This is a genomic window from Nocardia sp. NPDC005745, from assembly GCF_040630775.1.
GTDB lineage: Bacteria > Actinomycetota > Actinomycetes > Mycobacteriales > Mycobacteriaceae > Nocardia.
The window spans coordinates 1-15,565 of sequence record NZ_JBEXYF010000004.1 but is presented as its reverse complement, the minus strand read 5'-3'; the positions used below and the strand labels follow the sequence as shown (position 1 = coordinate 15,565).

Below are 15,565 nucleotides of genomic sequence, written 5' to 3'. Positions count from 1 at the left end.
ACCCACTCCCCGCTCAGACGGGTGGCGGCCGACCGCCGCCTTGTCAGCCGTTCGGGGACAATCCCGCGATGGCACGCAGTGCGGAGATCATCCCCGCGACGGGGATGCCGGGATCGATCGAGCGGAACAAACCCAGCCCCACGCCGAGCGCCAGCACCGCGACAGCGGCTTCGGCCCGCGGCATCGGGGTGTCGAGATCCTCCGTCGCCCGCAAGGCCGCGCCGACCATGCCCGCGATGTCGGCGAGCCTGCTCGCCAATTCGGCGCGGAGGTGCTCGTCGCGTCGCGCGTGAACGCTGAACTCGAGTTCGAGTTGCGTCCAGTCGGGATCGCCGACCACCCGCTCGGCCCACTCCGTCATCCGCTTCAGGCGCGCGGCAGCCGTGGGCGCGGCGATGATCTCGGCGACCTCCGCCGCCCGTTCGGCGTGGATTTCATCGAGCACGGCCAGACACAAGTCGTCTTTGGTGCGGAAGTTCGAATACACCGCCCCTTTGGTGAAACCCGCGGCTTTCGCGACCTTGTCCAGAGTTGTCGCCTGATAGCCGTCCTCCAGGAAAAGCCGTTTGGCGGTCGTGATCAATACAGTGCGCGTCCGCGCTTGGCTCTGCGCTCGAGTCGGCCGCGAACGCCCTTCGCCCCGAAGCCGCCGACACTCATCGCTATTCCCGGACAATCTCTACCCCTTACAGATACTCTCAGTATCCGATTCTAGATGCCATGGGTATCCCAAATCGCAGGAAGGATCGCATCGTGAGGAGCCGAATACTCAGATTGGCCACAGCTTTGACGGGAACCCTCATCGTCGTCGGAGCCGGGGCGGTCGCCGCCCCCCACGCATGGACGGAACCGGCCGCGGAAGCCGTGGCCGGCGACGATTTCTACATTCCACCCGCGTCGGCGGAGGGCGCGCCGGGCTCCATCATCCGCACCGAATCGTCGCGACTGGCGCTTTCGGTCCCCGGACAGCCGGGACAGGTCCCCGCCACGTCCACGCGCATCATGTACACCAGCAGCGATACCCACGGCGACCGCGCGGCCGTGGTGGGGACGTACCTCGAACCCGCCCAGCCGTGGACGGGCCCGGGTGAGCGCCCGCTGATCGCCTACGCGGTCGGCACGAAGGGACAAGGCGATCAGTGCGCGCCTTCGAAACTGCTGGCGCAATTCATCCAATACCAGCCTCCGTTCGACGTAATCGTCGAATACGACGTGCTGGCGTTGTACACGCTGCTGGCCCGCGGCATGGCGGTCATGGTGACCGATTACCACGGCCTGGGCACGCCGGCGGTGCACGACTATCTGAACCGGAAATCTCAGGCCTACGCGCTGCTCGACTCGGCGCGAGCGGCGCTGCAATTGCCGGGCACCAGCCTGCATCCCGGCTCGCCCGTCATTCTGTACGGATACTCCCAGGGCGGCATGGCCTCCGCCGGCGCGGCCGAACTGCAGCCGAGCTACGCCCCCGAGTTGAACGTGCGGGGCGCCTACGCCGGCGGCCCGGTCGTGGACGACGAATACTTCATCGGCTTCAACGACGGCCGTCCCGCGCTCGGACCCGCCTTCGCGTGGATTCTCAACGGCATCGCCGCCAACTATCCCGAAACCCGCCCGGTGCTCGACGCCGAACTCAACGACACCGGCAAGGCGATCCTGCGCGAGTCGCTGGAAAAGTGCGCCGTACCGCTCGGACTGGCCCAGCAGTTCCCGAACACCTCGCAGTGGACCACCAGCGGGCAACCGCTCACCGCGGTGATCGATCAGTCCCCGGTCCTGAAGGCGGCGTTCAACGATCAGCGCGTCGGGACGCTCACTCCGGGAGTGCCCGTGCTCATCGCCTCCAGCCCGATCGACGAGGGCGCGCCGTATGTGCCCGTTCGTGAACTGGCGGCCGGGTGGTGCGGCGGCGGCGCTCCTGTCCAGCTGAACGCGAACGGCGAGCTGCCCAGCGTCATCAGCGGATTGCGGGCCACCCACGTGCTGGCGTTCTTCCCGTCACTGGTGGCCTCCCAGCAGTGGATGACCGAGCGGCTCGCGGACCAGCCGGCGCCGACCAACTGCGGGGCGCTGCCCTGATTTGCGAAAGCGCGAACCACTCGGATACCGTCGGTATCTCGATCGGAGACTGGGCACGGCGCCTCGCGCAGCGATTCGGCTCGTAGTGCCATGATCTCCATGCACGGTGGTCGGCCGCGGTTCGGTCCCACGACCGAACCGCGGCCGACCTGCCTGCCCGGCACAGCACAGATCTCCCGTGCGGCGGGCGAGTTCCACCCCCACGATCGTCCCGTGGCTCCCGGACCCAGGGTCGGCGAGTCTACTTGCACCGAATTTGCTGTCTCACCGTTCGTCAGCTAGGTCGATTTCGGTACAGAAAGGTTCGAATGTCGGAGTTGGCTCATCCCCGCCTGCCCGAGCCGCTCAGGTGCGCGCAGCGGTGATACTCGCAGATCCGGCACGGATCATTTCGTACCCGACGCGGCGGCGCCCGCCCCGAAGGCGCCGACCGATCCGGTCAGCGGTGCGCCATCGCCGGGCGGAGGTCGCCGGCTCGGACAACGGTTTCGACGGTTCGGCCCTACACAGCGAACTTCTAGCTATTCTGGAGAGGCGTGCACGTTGTAGGTGTTGTCCGCAGTCGGAACTGTCGGTTGAGTGTCGTCCTGACGGATCGGCGAGATGACTATGACAATCTTCGAGCACACGCGAGCCCGCGACCCCAAGCGCTACCTCTGGATTCTGGGCTTGATCGCCCCTGGTTGCGCGCTACTGCCCTCACAGCTGGTGTTGTACACCGGGCTGGAGTTGTTCTGGTGGATCGGCCCGATCATCATCCTCGGGGTGATCCCGCTGCTGGATTTCGCCATCGGCGACGATGGAAGCAATCCCCGCGACGAGGACTACGAGGCGCTGTCCAACGATCGCTATTACCGCTGGTGCACTTTTCTCTTCCTGCCGATGCAGTTCATCGGCCTGCTGATCGCCAGCTACCTGTGGGCACGCCATGAGCTGAGCCTGGTCGACAAACTCGGCTTGGCCGTCACGCTCGGCTTCGTCTCCGGGATCGGCATCAACGCCGCGCACGAACTCGGCCACCGCGCCGAACGTCTCGAACGCTGGCTGGCCAAGATCGCGCTCGCGCAGTCCGGTTACGGGCACTTCTTCGTCGAGCACAATCGCGGTCACCACGTTCGCGTCGCCACCCCCGAGGACCCGGCCAGCGCCCGTTACGGCGAATCGCTGTGGCAGTTCCTCCCCCGCACCATAACGGGCGGGTTCCGCTCCGCCCTAACGTTGGAGCGCCAGCGTCTTGCCCGCAACGGCAAACGTTGGCTGAGCCCCAGCAACCATCTCCTGCAAGCCTGGGCGATGAGCGTGGCGTTGTTCAGCACCTTGATCGTGGTGTTCGGTCCCGCCGTCATCCCCTACCTCGCCCTGCAAGCGCTCATCGGCGCGGGCCTGCTGGAGACCGTCAATTACGTCGAACACTACGGATTGCTGCGCGCCCGCCGCCCGGACGGCCGTTATGCCCGCTGCTCGCCTCGCGACAGCTGGAACAGCGACCACCTGGTCACCAACATCTTCCTGTTCCACCTCCAGCGCCACAGCGATCACCACGCCAATCCGGGCCGCCGCTATCAGACCCTGCGCAGCTGCGACGTGGCGCCCCAGCTCCCCGCCGGTTACGCCACCATGGTCCTGCTGGCCATCATCCCGCCGCTGTGGCGCGCGGTCATGGATCCCCGGGTCCTCGCCCACTACAACGGCGACATGACGCTCATCAACACCAAGCCCCGTAGACGCAGGCTCACCCTGCCGATCCGCAATCCACGCCCGCGCGAGAACGTACGGCGGGCCGCGCAGCGCCGCACCCCGAGCATGAGCCCGTCGACCGGCGCGACGGAGGTCCGGTTCTGATCACAGCGGATCGCTGAGGCGTCGGTCCGCGACTCGCCGAAGGCCACAGCAGGGTGCGCGGTTCGCACTCGGCGTGCGGGCAGCCAGACGCCGTGGCCATGCGCCACCGCGGAGCGGGCGGACTCAGCGCAGCAGCGGGGACCGGTACCGGGCGTCGGGTTTGAGACAGGTGAACTGCCTGACGTCGATATGCCCACGGCGGAAGTACTCGGCCGAGCCGGTGAGATAACGGATGTAGGCGTTGTAGGTGTCGCGCCCGGCGAGCTCGATCGCCCGGTCTCGGTGTTCGTGCAGGGCGTCGGCCCAGCAGTCCAATGTGGTGGTGTAATGCGGTCCCAGCGATTGGACGTCGGCGACGGTGAATCCGGCGTCCTGCGCGTATTCGGTGATCCCTTTGGGGTAGTGGCCGAACGACAGCGGGAGCTGGCCACCGGGGAAGATGGTCTCGCGCAGGAACCGCAAGAAGGCGAAGTCGTCGCTGGTGATCCTGGTGCCGTGCGCCCGCAGATGATCGCGGCTGTGGCTGACCACCGTCTGCAACAGCAGCACTCCGTCCGAGGGCATGATCCGGTAGGCGAACTCGAAGAACTCCCCATAGCGGTCCACCGGCAGATGTTCCATCGCCCCGACGCACACGATCCGGTCGGCACGCCGATCGAAATCCTCCCAGCCCTGCACTCGTACCCCGCCGTAGGGGCGGCCACGGATCAGCCGGTCGACGAGCATGTCCCGCACGAACCGGTACTGGTTGCGGCTGCGGGTCAACCCGATCGTGTTCACCCCATAGGTGTCCATGGCGCGCAGCATGGTCGATCCCCAGCCGCAACCCACGTCCAGCAGGGTCATCCCCGGTTGGAGATCGCATTTGGCCAAGGCGAGATCGATCTTCGCCGTCTGGGCTTTCTCCAGGGTGTCGTCGGGGTGGGTCCACAACGCGCAGCTGTAGGTGCGGGTCGGGTCGAGGAAGAGTCCGAAGAACTCGTCCGGCAGTTCCTCCCGCGACAGGACCTCGTGGTATAGGGGGGCGTACACACTCATGACGGCGGATCTTTCTCGCGAACCAGCACTGCTGTTCAGCGGAAGCCTCCGGGCCCTGACGGCTTCCGGCCGGATACGACCACGAGGTCCGCAGACGCACCGACTACGCGCTGCCGCCGCGGCCGCCACGCCGTCGATCACGTAGCCGACCCCGGCCGACACCTTCACGTTACCTCGCCCACTCTGCGCAGACCTCGCTAACCGGCCATCCAGCAAACGCGAGGACAGCAGCAGCTCGATTCCCCGCTGCGCGGACGCCAAGCCTTAACCAGCGCGGCCGAGCGGCGCGCAGCGGCAAGACCTGCGCGAGTACGCGCGACCGGGCACACTCACGCCTGACCGACGACCCGCCCAGGTCGGGTAGCGCACTACTCGGGTCACGATGCCCACAGATAGCTAGATTTGGCCGTACAACACGAAATCCGCAGCGCCTGTCACCCGGCCTCGGACGGGTAGGTCAGCACTCGGCGCGGAGTTCGGCACGCCACCGCGACAACGTCGTCACGGCGTGCGCGCGCGACCATCCGGCAGGCGTTCGGCACGAATTCGACCGCAGACAGAGGTAGCCGAAGAAGTCTGCATCAATGGGGCGCTGCCGACGCTGCTCGCGTTCGCCGAACGCGGGCACGTGCTCTACGGCAGCGACTGGCCCCGGTATCCACAGCGGTCAGCTGCTCAGCCGCTCGAACTCCGTCGCGCAATGCGCGGAGAACACCGTAACCGCGTCGCCGTGGTCGCTGACGAGTTCGCGGAGCCGCTGCTGGTTCTCGATGCGGGCCCGCCGCCCAGTGTCCACATACCACTGGAAAACCCGCGCTCCCAGGGGCATCGACGGATTCGCACGCATTTGGCCGTGGAAGGTGTAGGCGTCCCCGGCGTGCAACAGCCAGCCGGGCCCGGTGTCGACGGCGACGCCGACGTGACCGCGCGTGTGGCCCGCCAGCGGCACCATGAGTATCTCCGGGGGCAGGCCCCGCGATTCGCGCACCGCCTGGAAATCGAACCAGCGCTCCGCGCGACTGTCGGACTCCTCGTAGACCGACCACTTGGGTCCGTGCTCGAACTGCACCCGTCGATACCGCAACTTCTCGCGATGACCGAAGGGCCCTTCGACGGCGTCCAGCTCCGCTCGGTGCACGTGCACGGTGGCCCGGGGGAAGTCGGCGAGGCCACCCGCGTGATCGAGATCGAGGTGCGTCACGACGATGTCCCGGACGTCATCGCGGGAGAAGCCCAGCGCCTCGACCTGCCGGGCGATCGGCAGGTCGAGAACCGGGTGCGATTGCCGGATGAGTTGCCGCCCCACCCACACATCCGGCCGGACCAGCGCCTGCTCGCCGTAACCTGTGTCGACCAGAATCAATCCGGCGGAGTGCTCGATCAACAAGCAATGACACGCCCCGGCCGCTTTGCGCCGAAGCCCCGGCCTGCCGTCGAACAAACGGCCTCCGAAAGGACGGGTCCCCCCGGCATCCAGATGATGGACACGCACCAGTCCGCTCCTATCCGTGGCGTCCGGCCACCCTACCCGTCTACGCTTCCGGCAGCGACTCACTCCTACCACGTTCGCCACTCGAACACTAAGGGCACGAACGTATTCCACGGCGCCGCAGCCGGAACGCGAAGCGCCCCAGGGCAGCCGAAATCAGGCGATCTTCAATGTGCCACCGTCGATGACGTAGTCCGCACCGACGATATTGGCGGCTTTCGGTGACGCGAGGAAGGCGACGAGGGCGGCGACCTCCTCCGGTTCGCTGATCCGGCCGGAGGCGATGCCGAACTGCTCCGGCACGGCCGCGAGCAGTTCCTCCTGCGAAAGACCCTGAGCGGCGGCGAACTTGGCGCCCACGCCGTGCGGTCCGCGCCACATCGGCGTGCCGACCACGCCGGGTGAGACGGTGTTGACCCGCACCCCGCGCGGCCCGAACTCCTCGCTGAGCCGCTTGGTCAGCGCGGTCAGCGCGGCCTTGGCCTCGCTGTAACCGACCGGCCCCGCCGCCGGAAGATGTTTGTTGATCGACGAGATGGTGACCACCGCGCCGCGCCGCTCCAGCAGGCTGGGCAATGCCGCGCGGGTTACCCAGATCGCGCTGAACAGATTCAGGTCGAACAGCTCCCGCCATTGCTCGTCCTCGACATCGAGGAAGCCGCCCAGTTCCAGACGCGCGGCATTCACGGCGCCGACGTTGTTGATCAGGATGTCGATGCCGCCCAGTTCGTCGAGTGCCGCGCCGATCAGCCGGGCCGCTCCCTCCGAGGTGGAGAGGTCGACGGGAACCGCTGCGACGCTTGCCTTTTCGAGCTCGGACGTAACGGTGCGCGCGGCCCCGACCACCCGGACGCCCTCGGCGGACAATGCTTCGGCGACGGCCAAGCCGATGCCTCGGCTGGCACCGGTGACGACGGCGGTCTTGCCGGACAGTTCTAGATCCATGATGGAACCTTTCTTCTTGAACTACAGGTCAAAAATATGGGCAGCGAACGAGCCCACGGCGGGCAGTTCGATTCAGAGGGTGGTCAGAGCGGTGTCGATGATGCGATGCAGGGTGGGCGCATCGTATGTCTTGGCCATCACCCGCAGGCCGACGACGGTGTTCATCAAGAATTCGGCCATCGATCGCGGATCGGCATCGGCGCGCACGTCACCATCGCGTTTCCCCTGATCGATCCGGGCCTCCAACGCCGCGATCATATGATCCTGTGTCGCGCGGACCGCCCGGGCGATCTCCGCGTCGTGCCCCGCCATTTCCATGGCGGTGTTCACCGCCAGGCAGCCGCGCCGAACGGGCTGCGCGAGATCGGAGTCCGCCAGTCCGCACAGGAAGGCGGCCAGGCAATCGCGGGTGGCGCCCGGTCGGGTCAGGATATCCGCGGCCAACTCGACACCCAGCCGGTCGTAACGGTCGAGAGCCAGGTCGAACAACGCACGCTTGCTGCCGAAAGCGTTGTAGAGACTGCCTTTTCCGATGCCGGTGGCTTCGGCCAGCTGCGCGGGCGAGGTGTTGGCGTACCCGTGGGTCCAGAACGTCTCCATCGCCCGGTCCACCACCGTGTCCGGATCGAAGTTGCGCGGCCTGCCCATGACTCGAACCGTAATCGTTTTAGACCGGGAGGTCAAGAAGACCTGCGACCGCGAGCCGTATTTCCGACGCCCCGGAAGGCCACCGTGCCGGAATCTCGTTGAGCGCAACCCGTGCTGGTCGGTCGTGCGTCTCGCTAACGTTCTCGGGCCGGACGCTGTTGTGGAGGAGTGCGCGGTGACCACTGAGTCGACCATCGACGTCGATACCTCGCTGCACCCGCTGGACGACCCGGTGCGGGCGTCGTTGCGCGGCGAGCACCGCCGATTCGCCGGCTGGGTGGGACGGATCGGCCGCTACGACCCGGAGGTCGCCCGGTTCGTCGGCCACCCGCCGGTGCTGGACGAACAGGACTGGGCCGACCTGGCCACCCTCCTCGGACCGGGCGGCAGCACCGCGTTGCGCGGCCGCGGCCACGTGCCCCCAGCCGGCAGCGCGGCACCCGAAGCGGGTAGTTCACTACGCGCGCCCCTCTATCGCGGAAATGGTCGGCTCGGCGAGGCGCATCGACTTTCGTCGCGCCTCGCCGGTAACCGGTATGTCGCGTCGACAGCGCGGTGACGCCCGCTGATCGATCGGCGAGAAAGTCACGTCGGTGACCACCCGACTCGAATATTCGAACGAGCCGATCCGCGCGCGTTCGATCGGCGATAAGTTCACCTACATTTCACGGCCCGGAAAGGAAAAGGTCGTGTCGGATCGTACTCTGTTCTACCGCGCGTCCACCGGGCACGGAGTCGGCGACCCGAGGACGGATTCGCCCGGGATCGACCACCGGGCTCTCCACCGAGCAGATGCCGATACGGCGATAGCAGGGCACGCGAATGTGCCTCGTTACCGCCGTGACCGGTTGTGCGAGATCAGTTGTGCAGCTGCCCCTGCCGGATGGTCACCAAGCCCTTGCCGTCTCGGAAAGTTCGCGCTGCGAACGCTGACGGAGCTGAGTATGCTTTCCCAACGTTAGTCGAATTACGCTGCGATCGAACAATTTTGGCGGACCGGTCGGTTCGAGGGCCGAGTCGGATCGCGGCGCCAATTGCCGGCGACGTACGCAGGGGAGATCGAACGTGTCGATGTGGCATAGGGCACATGAATCGCCAGGATTCACAGCCTGGCCGGCGGGCCCGCGACTATTTTCGCCCCCCGCGTGTCACCGGCCGCTCCCCCTCACATTCCTTCGGTAGCCGACCCGGCTATTCGCCCACAGCCGATCCGCCTACGCCAGAGCTGCCGTGCGGATCCCGGCGTCGATTTCGGATCTCTTTCCAGGAGCCTGTTTTGACTATCTCCCCAAGTCCCGTCTTGCCCTTCGATCGCTACGGTGCGCGCGGGTGAAGCTGTATTCCGACGAGTTCGCGGCCGACCCCCACGCGGCATACCGGCGGATGCGCAGCGATCACGGCCCGCTCGTCCCAGTGGAGGTAGCGCCGGAAGTGTCCGCGACATTGATCATCGATTACCGCACGGCGTTGGACGTTCTCACCGACTCCGCGCATTTCTCGGCCGATCCGAGCGAGTGGGAACAAAGCGTGCCGACGCGGTGTCCGGTGCCGTGGGCGATGCGGTGGCGGCCGGACGCGTCGCGGACGGCGGGAGACGAGCATGCCCGCTACCGGAACGCCGTCACCGCCTGCCTCGATCGGATCGATCTGCACACACTGCGCGACACGGTGGAACGCACCGCCGTGGCGCTGATCAACGGTTTCTGCGCGACCGGATCGGCGGATCTGCTCGACGAGTACGCGATCCCGCTCACCGTCCGGGTACTGGAGCAGGTGCTGGGGTTCCCGCCCGAGGTCCGAGAGGACGCGTACACCGCGATGATGAGCCTGCGCGACGCCGTCGACGCGGCGTCGGCGGAAGCGGCGCATCGAACGCTCAGCGCGGCGATGCTCGAGGTGATCTCGGCCAAACGGGCAGCACCGGCGGGAGATGTGGCCTCCTGGCTGGTACAGCATCCGGCGCGGCTGAGCGAGACCGAACTCGTCCATCAGATGGCCATGCTGTATACGACGGGCGCCGAACCGACATGGAATCTGATCGCGGTCACTGTGCTGCTGCTGGTGACCGATGAGCGGTTCGGCGGTGAGCTGCTCGGCGGAGCACTGTCCACTCGCGACGCGATCGACGAGGTGCTGTTCAGCGATCCCCCCGCGACCAATTCCTGTGTCAGATATCCGATTCAGCCGCAAATCGTCGGGAATGTGTGGCTGCCGCAGCATCAACCGGTGCTGATCGGCTTGGCGGCGTGCAACAACGACCCCGCAGCGGTGGCCGGTGACCGCCAGGGCAACCGTTCCCACTTGGCCTGGGGCGCCGGCCCGCACACCTGCCCCGCGCAGTCGGTCGGCATGGTCATCGTCCAAGAGGCGCTCGATCAACTGCTCGATGCGCTGCCGGAAATCCGGCTGGCGATCCCAGCTGCGGATATGAAGTGGCTCCCGAGCCCCTTCCACCGCGCACCGGCGGGGGTCCCGGTCACCTTCCCGGAGTCCCCGCCCCTAGCTCTTCTTTGAGTCGGGCGCGAGGGTGGTCGCGAATGTACACGGCACATGCGCCCCGCCCTCCGCACGGTCGACTGTCGCACTGCGGACGACCCCGCTATTTTTCATCTGTCTAAAATAATTAGCCATCTGTAAAATCGGGACTACTCTAGGGCGGGTGCCGACTCATCGCACCCCGGATCCCGCCCATCGTGTCCGCGACGCCGGACGCACCAAACGCTGCCTGCTCGAGGCGGCCTTGGACGAGTTCGCCGCGAAAGGTTATGCGGGGGCCCGAGTCGGCGACATCGCCGAGCGGGCCGGCGTCAACAAGCAGTTGATCACCTACTACTTCGGCGGGAAGGAAGGGTTGTACCGAGCGCTCCAGCAGAGCTGGCTGGAGCGCGAGGCCACCTTCAGCGATCCGGCGCTGCCGCTGGCGGAGGTGGTCGCGAACTATCTGCGCGACGGGCTGCGCGATCCGCGCGGCATCCGGCTGCTCATGTGGCGAGGATTATCCGATGCCGCGCCGTCGGGTGAGCAGCCGATCTCGGACAACGATCTCGCCGAGACCAGACGCCGTCAGGAGCGCGGTGAAATCGCCGCCGACCTCGACCCGGCCGCCTTCCAGCTCGCCGTGATGGGCATGGTCATCGCTCCTCTGCTACTACCGGTCCAAGTTCGCGAACTGTTCGGCGTGGAAGCCCAGACCGCTGAATTCGAGCGGCGCTACGGCGAACAGCTGCGTCGCATCCTGACCCATCTCACCGATTCCCGTTCCGAAGGAGAGACCCCATGACCTACCTCGTCACCGGCGTTCGCGGCATCGTCGGCCGAGCTGTCGTCGATCAGCTGCGCGCGGCCGGAAAACCGGTGCGGGCAGCCAGTTCTCGCCCCGCGGACACCACCGTGCCGGACGGTGTCGAACTCGTCGGGCTCGACCCGACCGACCCCGGATCGGTCACCACCGCCCTCGCGGGTATCGAGAAAGTCTTCTGCTACGCCGCCGCCGAGGGCATCGACAACTTCATCGACGCCGCGAAGGCCGCCGGAGTCGCCCACATCGTGCTGCTGTCCTCCATCGCGGCGGCGAGCGAGCACAATCCCATCGGCGCAGGCCATCTCGCGGTGGAGAACCCGCTGCGCGCATCCGGCCTGCCGTTGACCGTCCTGCGGCCGGGCGCCTTCGCCGCCAACGCCCGCACCTGGTTTCCCACCATCAGAGCCGACCGCGTCGTCCGCGTCCCATTCCCGGGCCTGCAACTGACGCCGATCCACGAAGACGATATCGCCGCCGCAGCCGTCACCGCCCTCGACGACCCGTCCCACGCCGGCAAGATCTACCCGCTCACCGGCCCCGAATCGCTGTCGCATCGCCAGCAGGTCGCCGCCATCTCCGCCGCCCTGGGCGAGCCGATCGAACTGATCGAGCTGAATTACGAGGAAGCAGCCGACGTCTACTACCGCCCAGTCCTCGATATGTGGGCAGAAGCCGGAACGCAGCCGAGCCCGGTCGGCCCCACTTCGCAGTCGATCACCGGCACACCCGCCCGCACCTTCGCGCAGTGGGCGGTCGACCATGTGAACGACTACCGCTGAGAACACACCCTCCCTCCTCTGCCCGCACCCCCTCTGACTAGGCGATTAGCACCGCTCCGGCCTCGTGCGGTAATCTCTTCGAGCGCCCGCACAGCGGGCGCAACGGGCTGTGGCGCAGTTTGGTAGCGCACTTGACTGGGGGTCAAGTGGTCGCAGGTTCAAATCCTGTCAGCCCGACAGAACAGAAAGCCCCTCTGACCAGCGTCGGAGGGGCTTTTCTCATGATCAGACCACGCGGAGTTGGGGACCACGTGGGGACCGTAGATGCTGCGAGAGCAGGTTGCTGTCATCCTGCAAGGACTTGATGTCTGGGTGTAGGTAGCGCTCGGTGATCCGGGGATCGCGGTGTCCGGCGATCTTCTGGAGCCGGTGCACCGGCACGCCGGCATCGGCGAACCACGTCAGGCCGGTGTGCCGAAGGCCGTGCCGACGTAGATGCTCGTAGCCCAGTGCGGCGACCACGTCGTCCCAGTGCGTCGCCCGCCGCAGGACACCGGTCGAGATGCGTCCGCCGCGGGGACCGCCGAACAACCGCGCATCCGGCTTGTCCCCTATCGCGGCGATCCGACGAGACACGAGCGGGCGAAGTTCCACGATGATCGGAATCTTCCGTGCCCGTTTACCTTTCGTGCCCTTGTCCTGCATCCCACCCGGGCCGGGAGTGGTCTGCCGTCACAGCGTCCACACCCAGTCATCCACATCGATATCCGTAACCCGGCAGCCGGAGACCTCGCCGATACGGCTGGCGGTGCACGCTGCGAAGATCACTACCTCACCCCACCCGCAGTAGTTGTCCGCCGATGCCGCAACCAGGGCATCCGCCAGCGCCGTGAGCGTCTGCCAATCGGGCAGGGCGAGCGCACGCGGATCTTCCAACTCGTCCTCGACCTGGGCGAACTGCCGTTGCCAGCCGGTCACCTGTACCGGATTGCGGTCAATCAGCTCGTCACGGACCGCCTGTTCCATTACGCGGCCCCACACCGCCAGGGTGTTCTTCACCGTCGATATGCTGCACCCGTCGGCGATCCAAGCGCCCACCGCACGATCGGCCACACCAGCCGTGATCATCGTGACGGGCAGATACCCCACCGTGGGCAGCACCCGCCGGCGCCAGCCCGCCAGGTACGGGTCGCGGGTTTTCGGCTCGATGCCACGCAACGCCAGCTCCAGGCTAACCTTTCCGTATCCGGCCAGCGTCGCCGTGGCCATCTTCGGGTCGACGCCCCGAGCCGCAGCCTGCCGAATGCGCTCGATCCACTCGTCAGCTTCCTCCCGGGTCTCGAACGCTTCCGAGACCGAGAACCGGGCACCGCGCCGCATCATCGCCCACCGTCCCGGCCACATGGTGCATATCGACGTCAAGAAGGTCGGAAGGATCCCCGACGGCGGCGGCTGGCGGGTGCACGGCAACGGCTCCGGCCAGGACAAGGCCGTCGCCCGAGCCAAAGCGCGGCACCCGCACCGGCTACGTGTTCTTGCACACCGCGGTCGACGGCTATTCGCGGCTTGCCTACACCGAAGCGCTGCCGGACGAGAAAGCCGCCACCGCGATCGGTTTCATGTTCCGGGCGCGAGCATTCTTCGCTGCTCACGGCATCAGCCACATCCAGCGGATCGTCACCGACAACGGCGCCTGCTACCGGGCGACCGATTTCTCGAAGGTACTGCTCGGAGCCCGCCACCCGCGCATCACCGCTGACATCGATGCCGCTTTCAGTGCGTTGGAGACGGGAAATCCCGACGACCGAGGTCGACGAGAAATGCTGATCGTGCATCCCCAGGCCCCTCAGGGAGTACGTGGACTGGCGCCTGCAACACAGGTCAGCCTCGGTACACTCTTGCCTGGCGAATCCACAACGCCAGTTCGTGCCAACACCACCGGTCTGTCGATGTGCATCGCCGGCGCCGGCACTATCGACATCGGAAACCGCACGATGCACGTCGTCCAGCAAGACGTATGGACAAAACCATCGGTGGCGATGGAAACGCTGTCCAACAACGGGTCCACCGCGTTTCGATATCTTCGATACACCAATGCGGCACTGCTGGAGTCCATTTCGGCCTTCTATGAAGACCTCGGATCCACGGTCGAGCGCTCGGATGCCGCACCAACGTCCGACAAGCGCCGTGCGAAAGATCTTGCGCCCGCGATCGAATTGGGCTACGGCAGCCAACTTTTGCCCTACGAACACATCATCGACCCGGATCGGGTCACCGATGCACCACTGCTGTTCGCCTGGGCCGACGTAAGTAAGCATCTCAGTGGCGTGCTCGGTCTCAAGACCGGATACACCGGCCGGCCCTTGTTCTGCCTGTACAACCCTCGACCGGGCGGCTCAACGGCACCACATCCTCGTTCTTTGCGACGATCACCGCAATCGGTGGCGATTTCGCCGGCGGAACCCACCGGCACATGAGTTCGGCAATCAACTATCACTTCGCCGGCAGCGGGTACAGCATCGTCGAAGGTCAACGTTTCGACTGGACCGCTGGCGATCTCATGCTGTCCGCCCCCGGATGGGCAGCCCACGCTCACACCATCAGCGGCGAAGGTGCACGCATCCTCACGGTGCAGGACCACCCGTTGCACACCTCGACGGGCTCACTCGTCTGGCAGGAGGACATAGAGAACGGCGAAGTTCTCGCACTCGGAACGCAGACCGGGTGCGAGACCAATCTCGCAGAATATGCAGATCAAACATAGAACCCATCGGTGCGGCCGACCCACCCGGGGCGGCCGCACCCTTGGTGGCGGCGTTGTCGTCTACGACTGACACCACGAGTCGAAGGACCGATCATGAACGTACGGATGAAATGGAGAGACCATGACCCCCACCGTGCGCCGCAACGACAGCGAGAGCCGGTACGAGATCACAGTGGACGGTGGGCTGGCCGGGCTCGTCGCCTACGCCGACCACGAAGGCCGACGGATCATGGATCACACCGAGGTCTTCGACGCCTTCGCTGGCCGCGGCCTGAGCAGCACCTTGGTCGCTGGAGCCCTCGCCGACATCTGCCACACGGGCAGCCGGGTCGTCCCGGTCTGCCCGGTCGCCGCCGCCTACCTGCGCCGACACCCCGACCATCGTCGGAGCGATCGTCCGAGTCCGGCATGTGAGCGGCCACTGAAACGTCAGCAATGCCGGGCTGCTGCGCCTGCCATCACCGCGAACCCGGCCCAGGTCAGTCGAGTCGTTGTCGGCCGAGGAAGGCCAGCAGTTGCTGGTGGGCGGGTGCGCTGAGGGGTGCGGGTTGTTCGTCGGCGAACATGCCGGGTCTGCGGAAGGTGCTGAAGTCCATCGCTTGCATGGTGGTCAGCAGGTGTCGGCAGAGGTTCTGGTCGAGGTGGTCTTGTTGGGTTGTGCTCACGGCGAGATCCACGCCGTGGACGACTAGTTCGCCGAGGTGGATCAGGGCTGCCATCGGGCCGGGGACCGGGCCGAAGCC

At 66.4% G+C, this 15,565-nt stretch carries 15 protein-coding genes, 1 tRNA gene and 2 pseudogenes; 10 read left to right on the top strand and 8 right to left on the bottom strand.

The features are described from left to right. Window positions 1-43 precede the first annotated feature (43 nt). The gene (locus tag ABZ420_RS05830) at window positions 44-583 is read right to left on the bottom strand and encodes a helix-turn-helix domain-containing protein (RefSeq protein ID WP_357117468.1); all 540 of its coding nucleotides are present in this window, start codon (window positions 581-583) and stop codon (window positions 44-46) included. A 191-nt stretch (window positions 584-774) separates the two neighbouring features. On the opposite strand from ABZ420_RS05830, the gene ABZ420_RS05825 reads away from it, so the two are divergent. Both ABZ420_RS05825 and ABZ420_RS05820 read left to right on the top strand, forming a co-directional pair. Beyond that, entirely contained in the window at window positions 775-2,076 is a 1,302-nt protein-coding gene (locus tag ABZ420_RS05825; RefSeq protein ID WP_357117466.1) for a lipase family protein, read from the top strand. A gap of 603 nt (window positions 2,077-2,679) precedes the next feature. After that, on the top strand, window positions 2,680-3,918 hold the full coding sequence (locus ABZ420_RS05820; protein WP_357117464.1) for an alkane 1-monooxygenase: 1,239 nt from the start codon (window positions 2,680-2,682) through the stop codon (window positions 3,916-3,918). A gap of 123 nt (window positions 3,919-4,041) precedes the next feature. Here ABZ420_RS05820 and ABZ420_RS05815 read toward each other — a convergent pair whose 3' ends face one another. The 4 genes from ABZ420_RS05815 to ABZ420_RS05800 all read right to left on the bottom strand — a co-directional run bounded on the left by ABZ420_RS05815 (window position 4,042) and on the right by ABZ420_RS05800 (window position 8,038). Next, the gene (locus ABZ420_RS05815; protein ID WP_357117462.1) at window positions 4,042-4,956 is read right to left on the bottom strand and encodes a class I SAM-dependent methyltransferase; all 915 of its coding nucleotides are present in this window, start codon (window positions 4,954-4,956) and stop codon (window positions 4,042-4,044) included. A gap of 667 nt (window positions 4,957-5,623) precedes the next feature. Continuing rightward, entirely contained in the window at window positions 5,624-6,448 is an 825-nt protein-coding gene (locus ABZ420_RS05810) for an MBL fold metallo-hydrolase (RefSeq protein WP_357117460.1), read from the bottom strand. Between the two features lie 153 nt (window positions 6,449-6,601). Further along, complete coding sequence (locus ABZ420_RS05805) at window positions 6,602-7,390, bottom strand: oxidoreductase (protein WP_357117458.1); 789 nt, start codon at window positions 7,388-7,390, stop codon at window positions 6,602-6,604. A 72-nt stretch (window positions 7,391-7,462) separates the two neighbouring features. Further along, on the bottom strand, window positions 7,463-8,038 hold the full coding sequence (locus tag ABZ420_RS05800) for a TetR/AcrR family transcriptional regulator (RefSeq protein WP_357117456.1): 576 nt from the start codon (window positions 8,036-8,038) through the stop codon (window positions 7,463-7,465). A 175-nt stretch (window positions 8,039-8,213) separates the two neighbouring features. On the opposite strand from ABZ420_RS05800, the gene ABZ420_RS05795 reads away from it, so the two are divergent. The 5 genes from ABZ420_RS05795 to ABZ420_RS05775 all read left to right on the top strand — a co-directional run bounded on the left by ABZ420_RS05795 (window position 8,214) and on the right by ABZ420_RS05775 (window position 12,295). Further along, window positions 8,214-8,597 (top strand): hypothetical protein, encoded by a 384-nt coding sequence (locus ABZ420_RS05795; RefSeq protein ID WP_357117454.1) that lies wholly within the window; start codon window positions 8,214-8,216, stop codon window positions 8,595-8,597. Window positions 8,598-9,367: 770 nt separating this feature from the next. Beyond that, window positions 9,368-10,552, top strand: coding sequence for a cytochrome P450 (locus ABZ420_RS05790; RefSeq protein WP_357117452.1), 1,185 nt, complete (start codon window positions 9,368-9,370; stop codon window positions 10,550-10,552). Between the two features lie 145 nt (window positions 10,553-10,697). Next, entirely contained in the window at window positions 10,698-11,318 is a 621-nt protein-coding gene (locus ABZ420_RS05785) for a TetR family transcriptional regulator (protein ID WP_357117450.1), read from the top strand. Next, window positions 11,315-12,118: an NAD(P)H-binding protein gene (locus tag ABZ420_RS05780; protein WP_357117448.1), complete on the top strand. Its 804-nt coding sequence runs from the start codon at window positions 11,315-11,317 to the stop codon at window positions 12,116-12,118. Before ABZ420_RS05785 ends, ABZ420_RS05780 begins: the two co-directional genes overlap by 4 nt. 103 nt (window positions 12,119-12,221) lie before the next feature. Further along, a tRNA-Pro gene (locus ABZ420_RS05775) sits at window positions 12,222-12,295 on the top strand. A gap of 48 nt (window positions 12,296-12,343) precedes the next feature. Here the strand turns inward: ABZ420_RS05775 and ABZ420_RS05770 are convergent. Together ABZ420_RS05770 and ABZ420_RS05765 are read right to left on the bottom strand one after the other, a co-directional pair. Next, entirely contained in the window at window positions 12,344-12,763 is a 420-nt protein-coding gene (locus tag ABZ420_RS05770) for a tyrosine-type recombinase/integrase (RefSeq protein ID WP_357117446.1), read from the bottom strand. A 27-nt stretch (window positions 12,764-12,790) separates the two neighbouring features. Continuing rightward, entirely contained in the window at window positions 12,791-13,441 is a 651-nt protein-coding gene (locus ABZ420_RS05765) for a hypothetical protein (RefSeq protein WP_357118109.1), read from the bottom strand. Here ABZ420_RS05765 and ABZ420_RS05760 point away from each other — a divergent pair. The 3 genes and pseudogenes from ABZ420_RS05760 to ABZ420_RS05750 all read left to right on the top strand — a co-directional run. Continuing rightward, window positions 13,422-13,809 (top strand): annotated as a pseudogene (locus ABZ420_RS05760) (DDE-type integrase/transposase/recombinase); the annotation flags it as partial. The gene ABZ420_RS05765 and the pseudogene ABZ420_RS05760 sit on opposite strands and share 20 nt — an antisense overlap. Before the next feature lie 722 nt (window positions 13,810-14,531). After that, complete coding sequence (locus tag ABZ420_RS05755; protein ID WP_357117444.1) at window positions 14,532-14,822, top strand: hypothetical protein; 291 nt, start codon at window positions 14,532-14,534, stop codon at window positions 14,820-14,822. 121 nt (window positions 14,823-14,943) lie between these two features. Beyond that, window positions 14,944-15,360 (top strand): GNAT family N-acetyltransferase, encoded by a 417-nt coding sequence (locus tag ABZ420_RS05750; RefSeq protein ID WP_357117442.1) that lies wholly within the window; start codon window positions 14,944-14,946, stop codon window positions 15,358-15,360. On the opposite strand, the pseudogene ABZ420_RS05745 reads toward ABZ420_RS05750, so the two are convergent. Next, window positions 15,302-15,565, bottom strand: a pseudogene (locus ABZ420_RS05745) (TIGR03086 family protein); the annotation flags it as partial. The gene ABZ420_RS05750 and the pseudogene ABZ420_RS05745 sit on opposite strands and share 59 nt — an antisense overlap.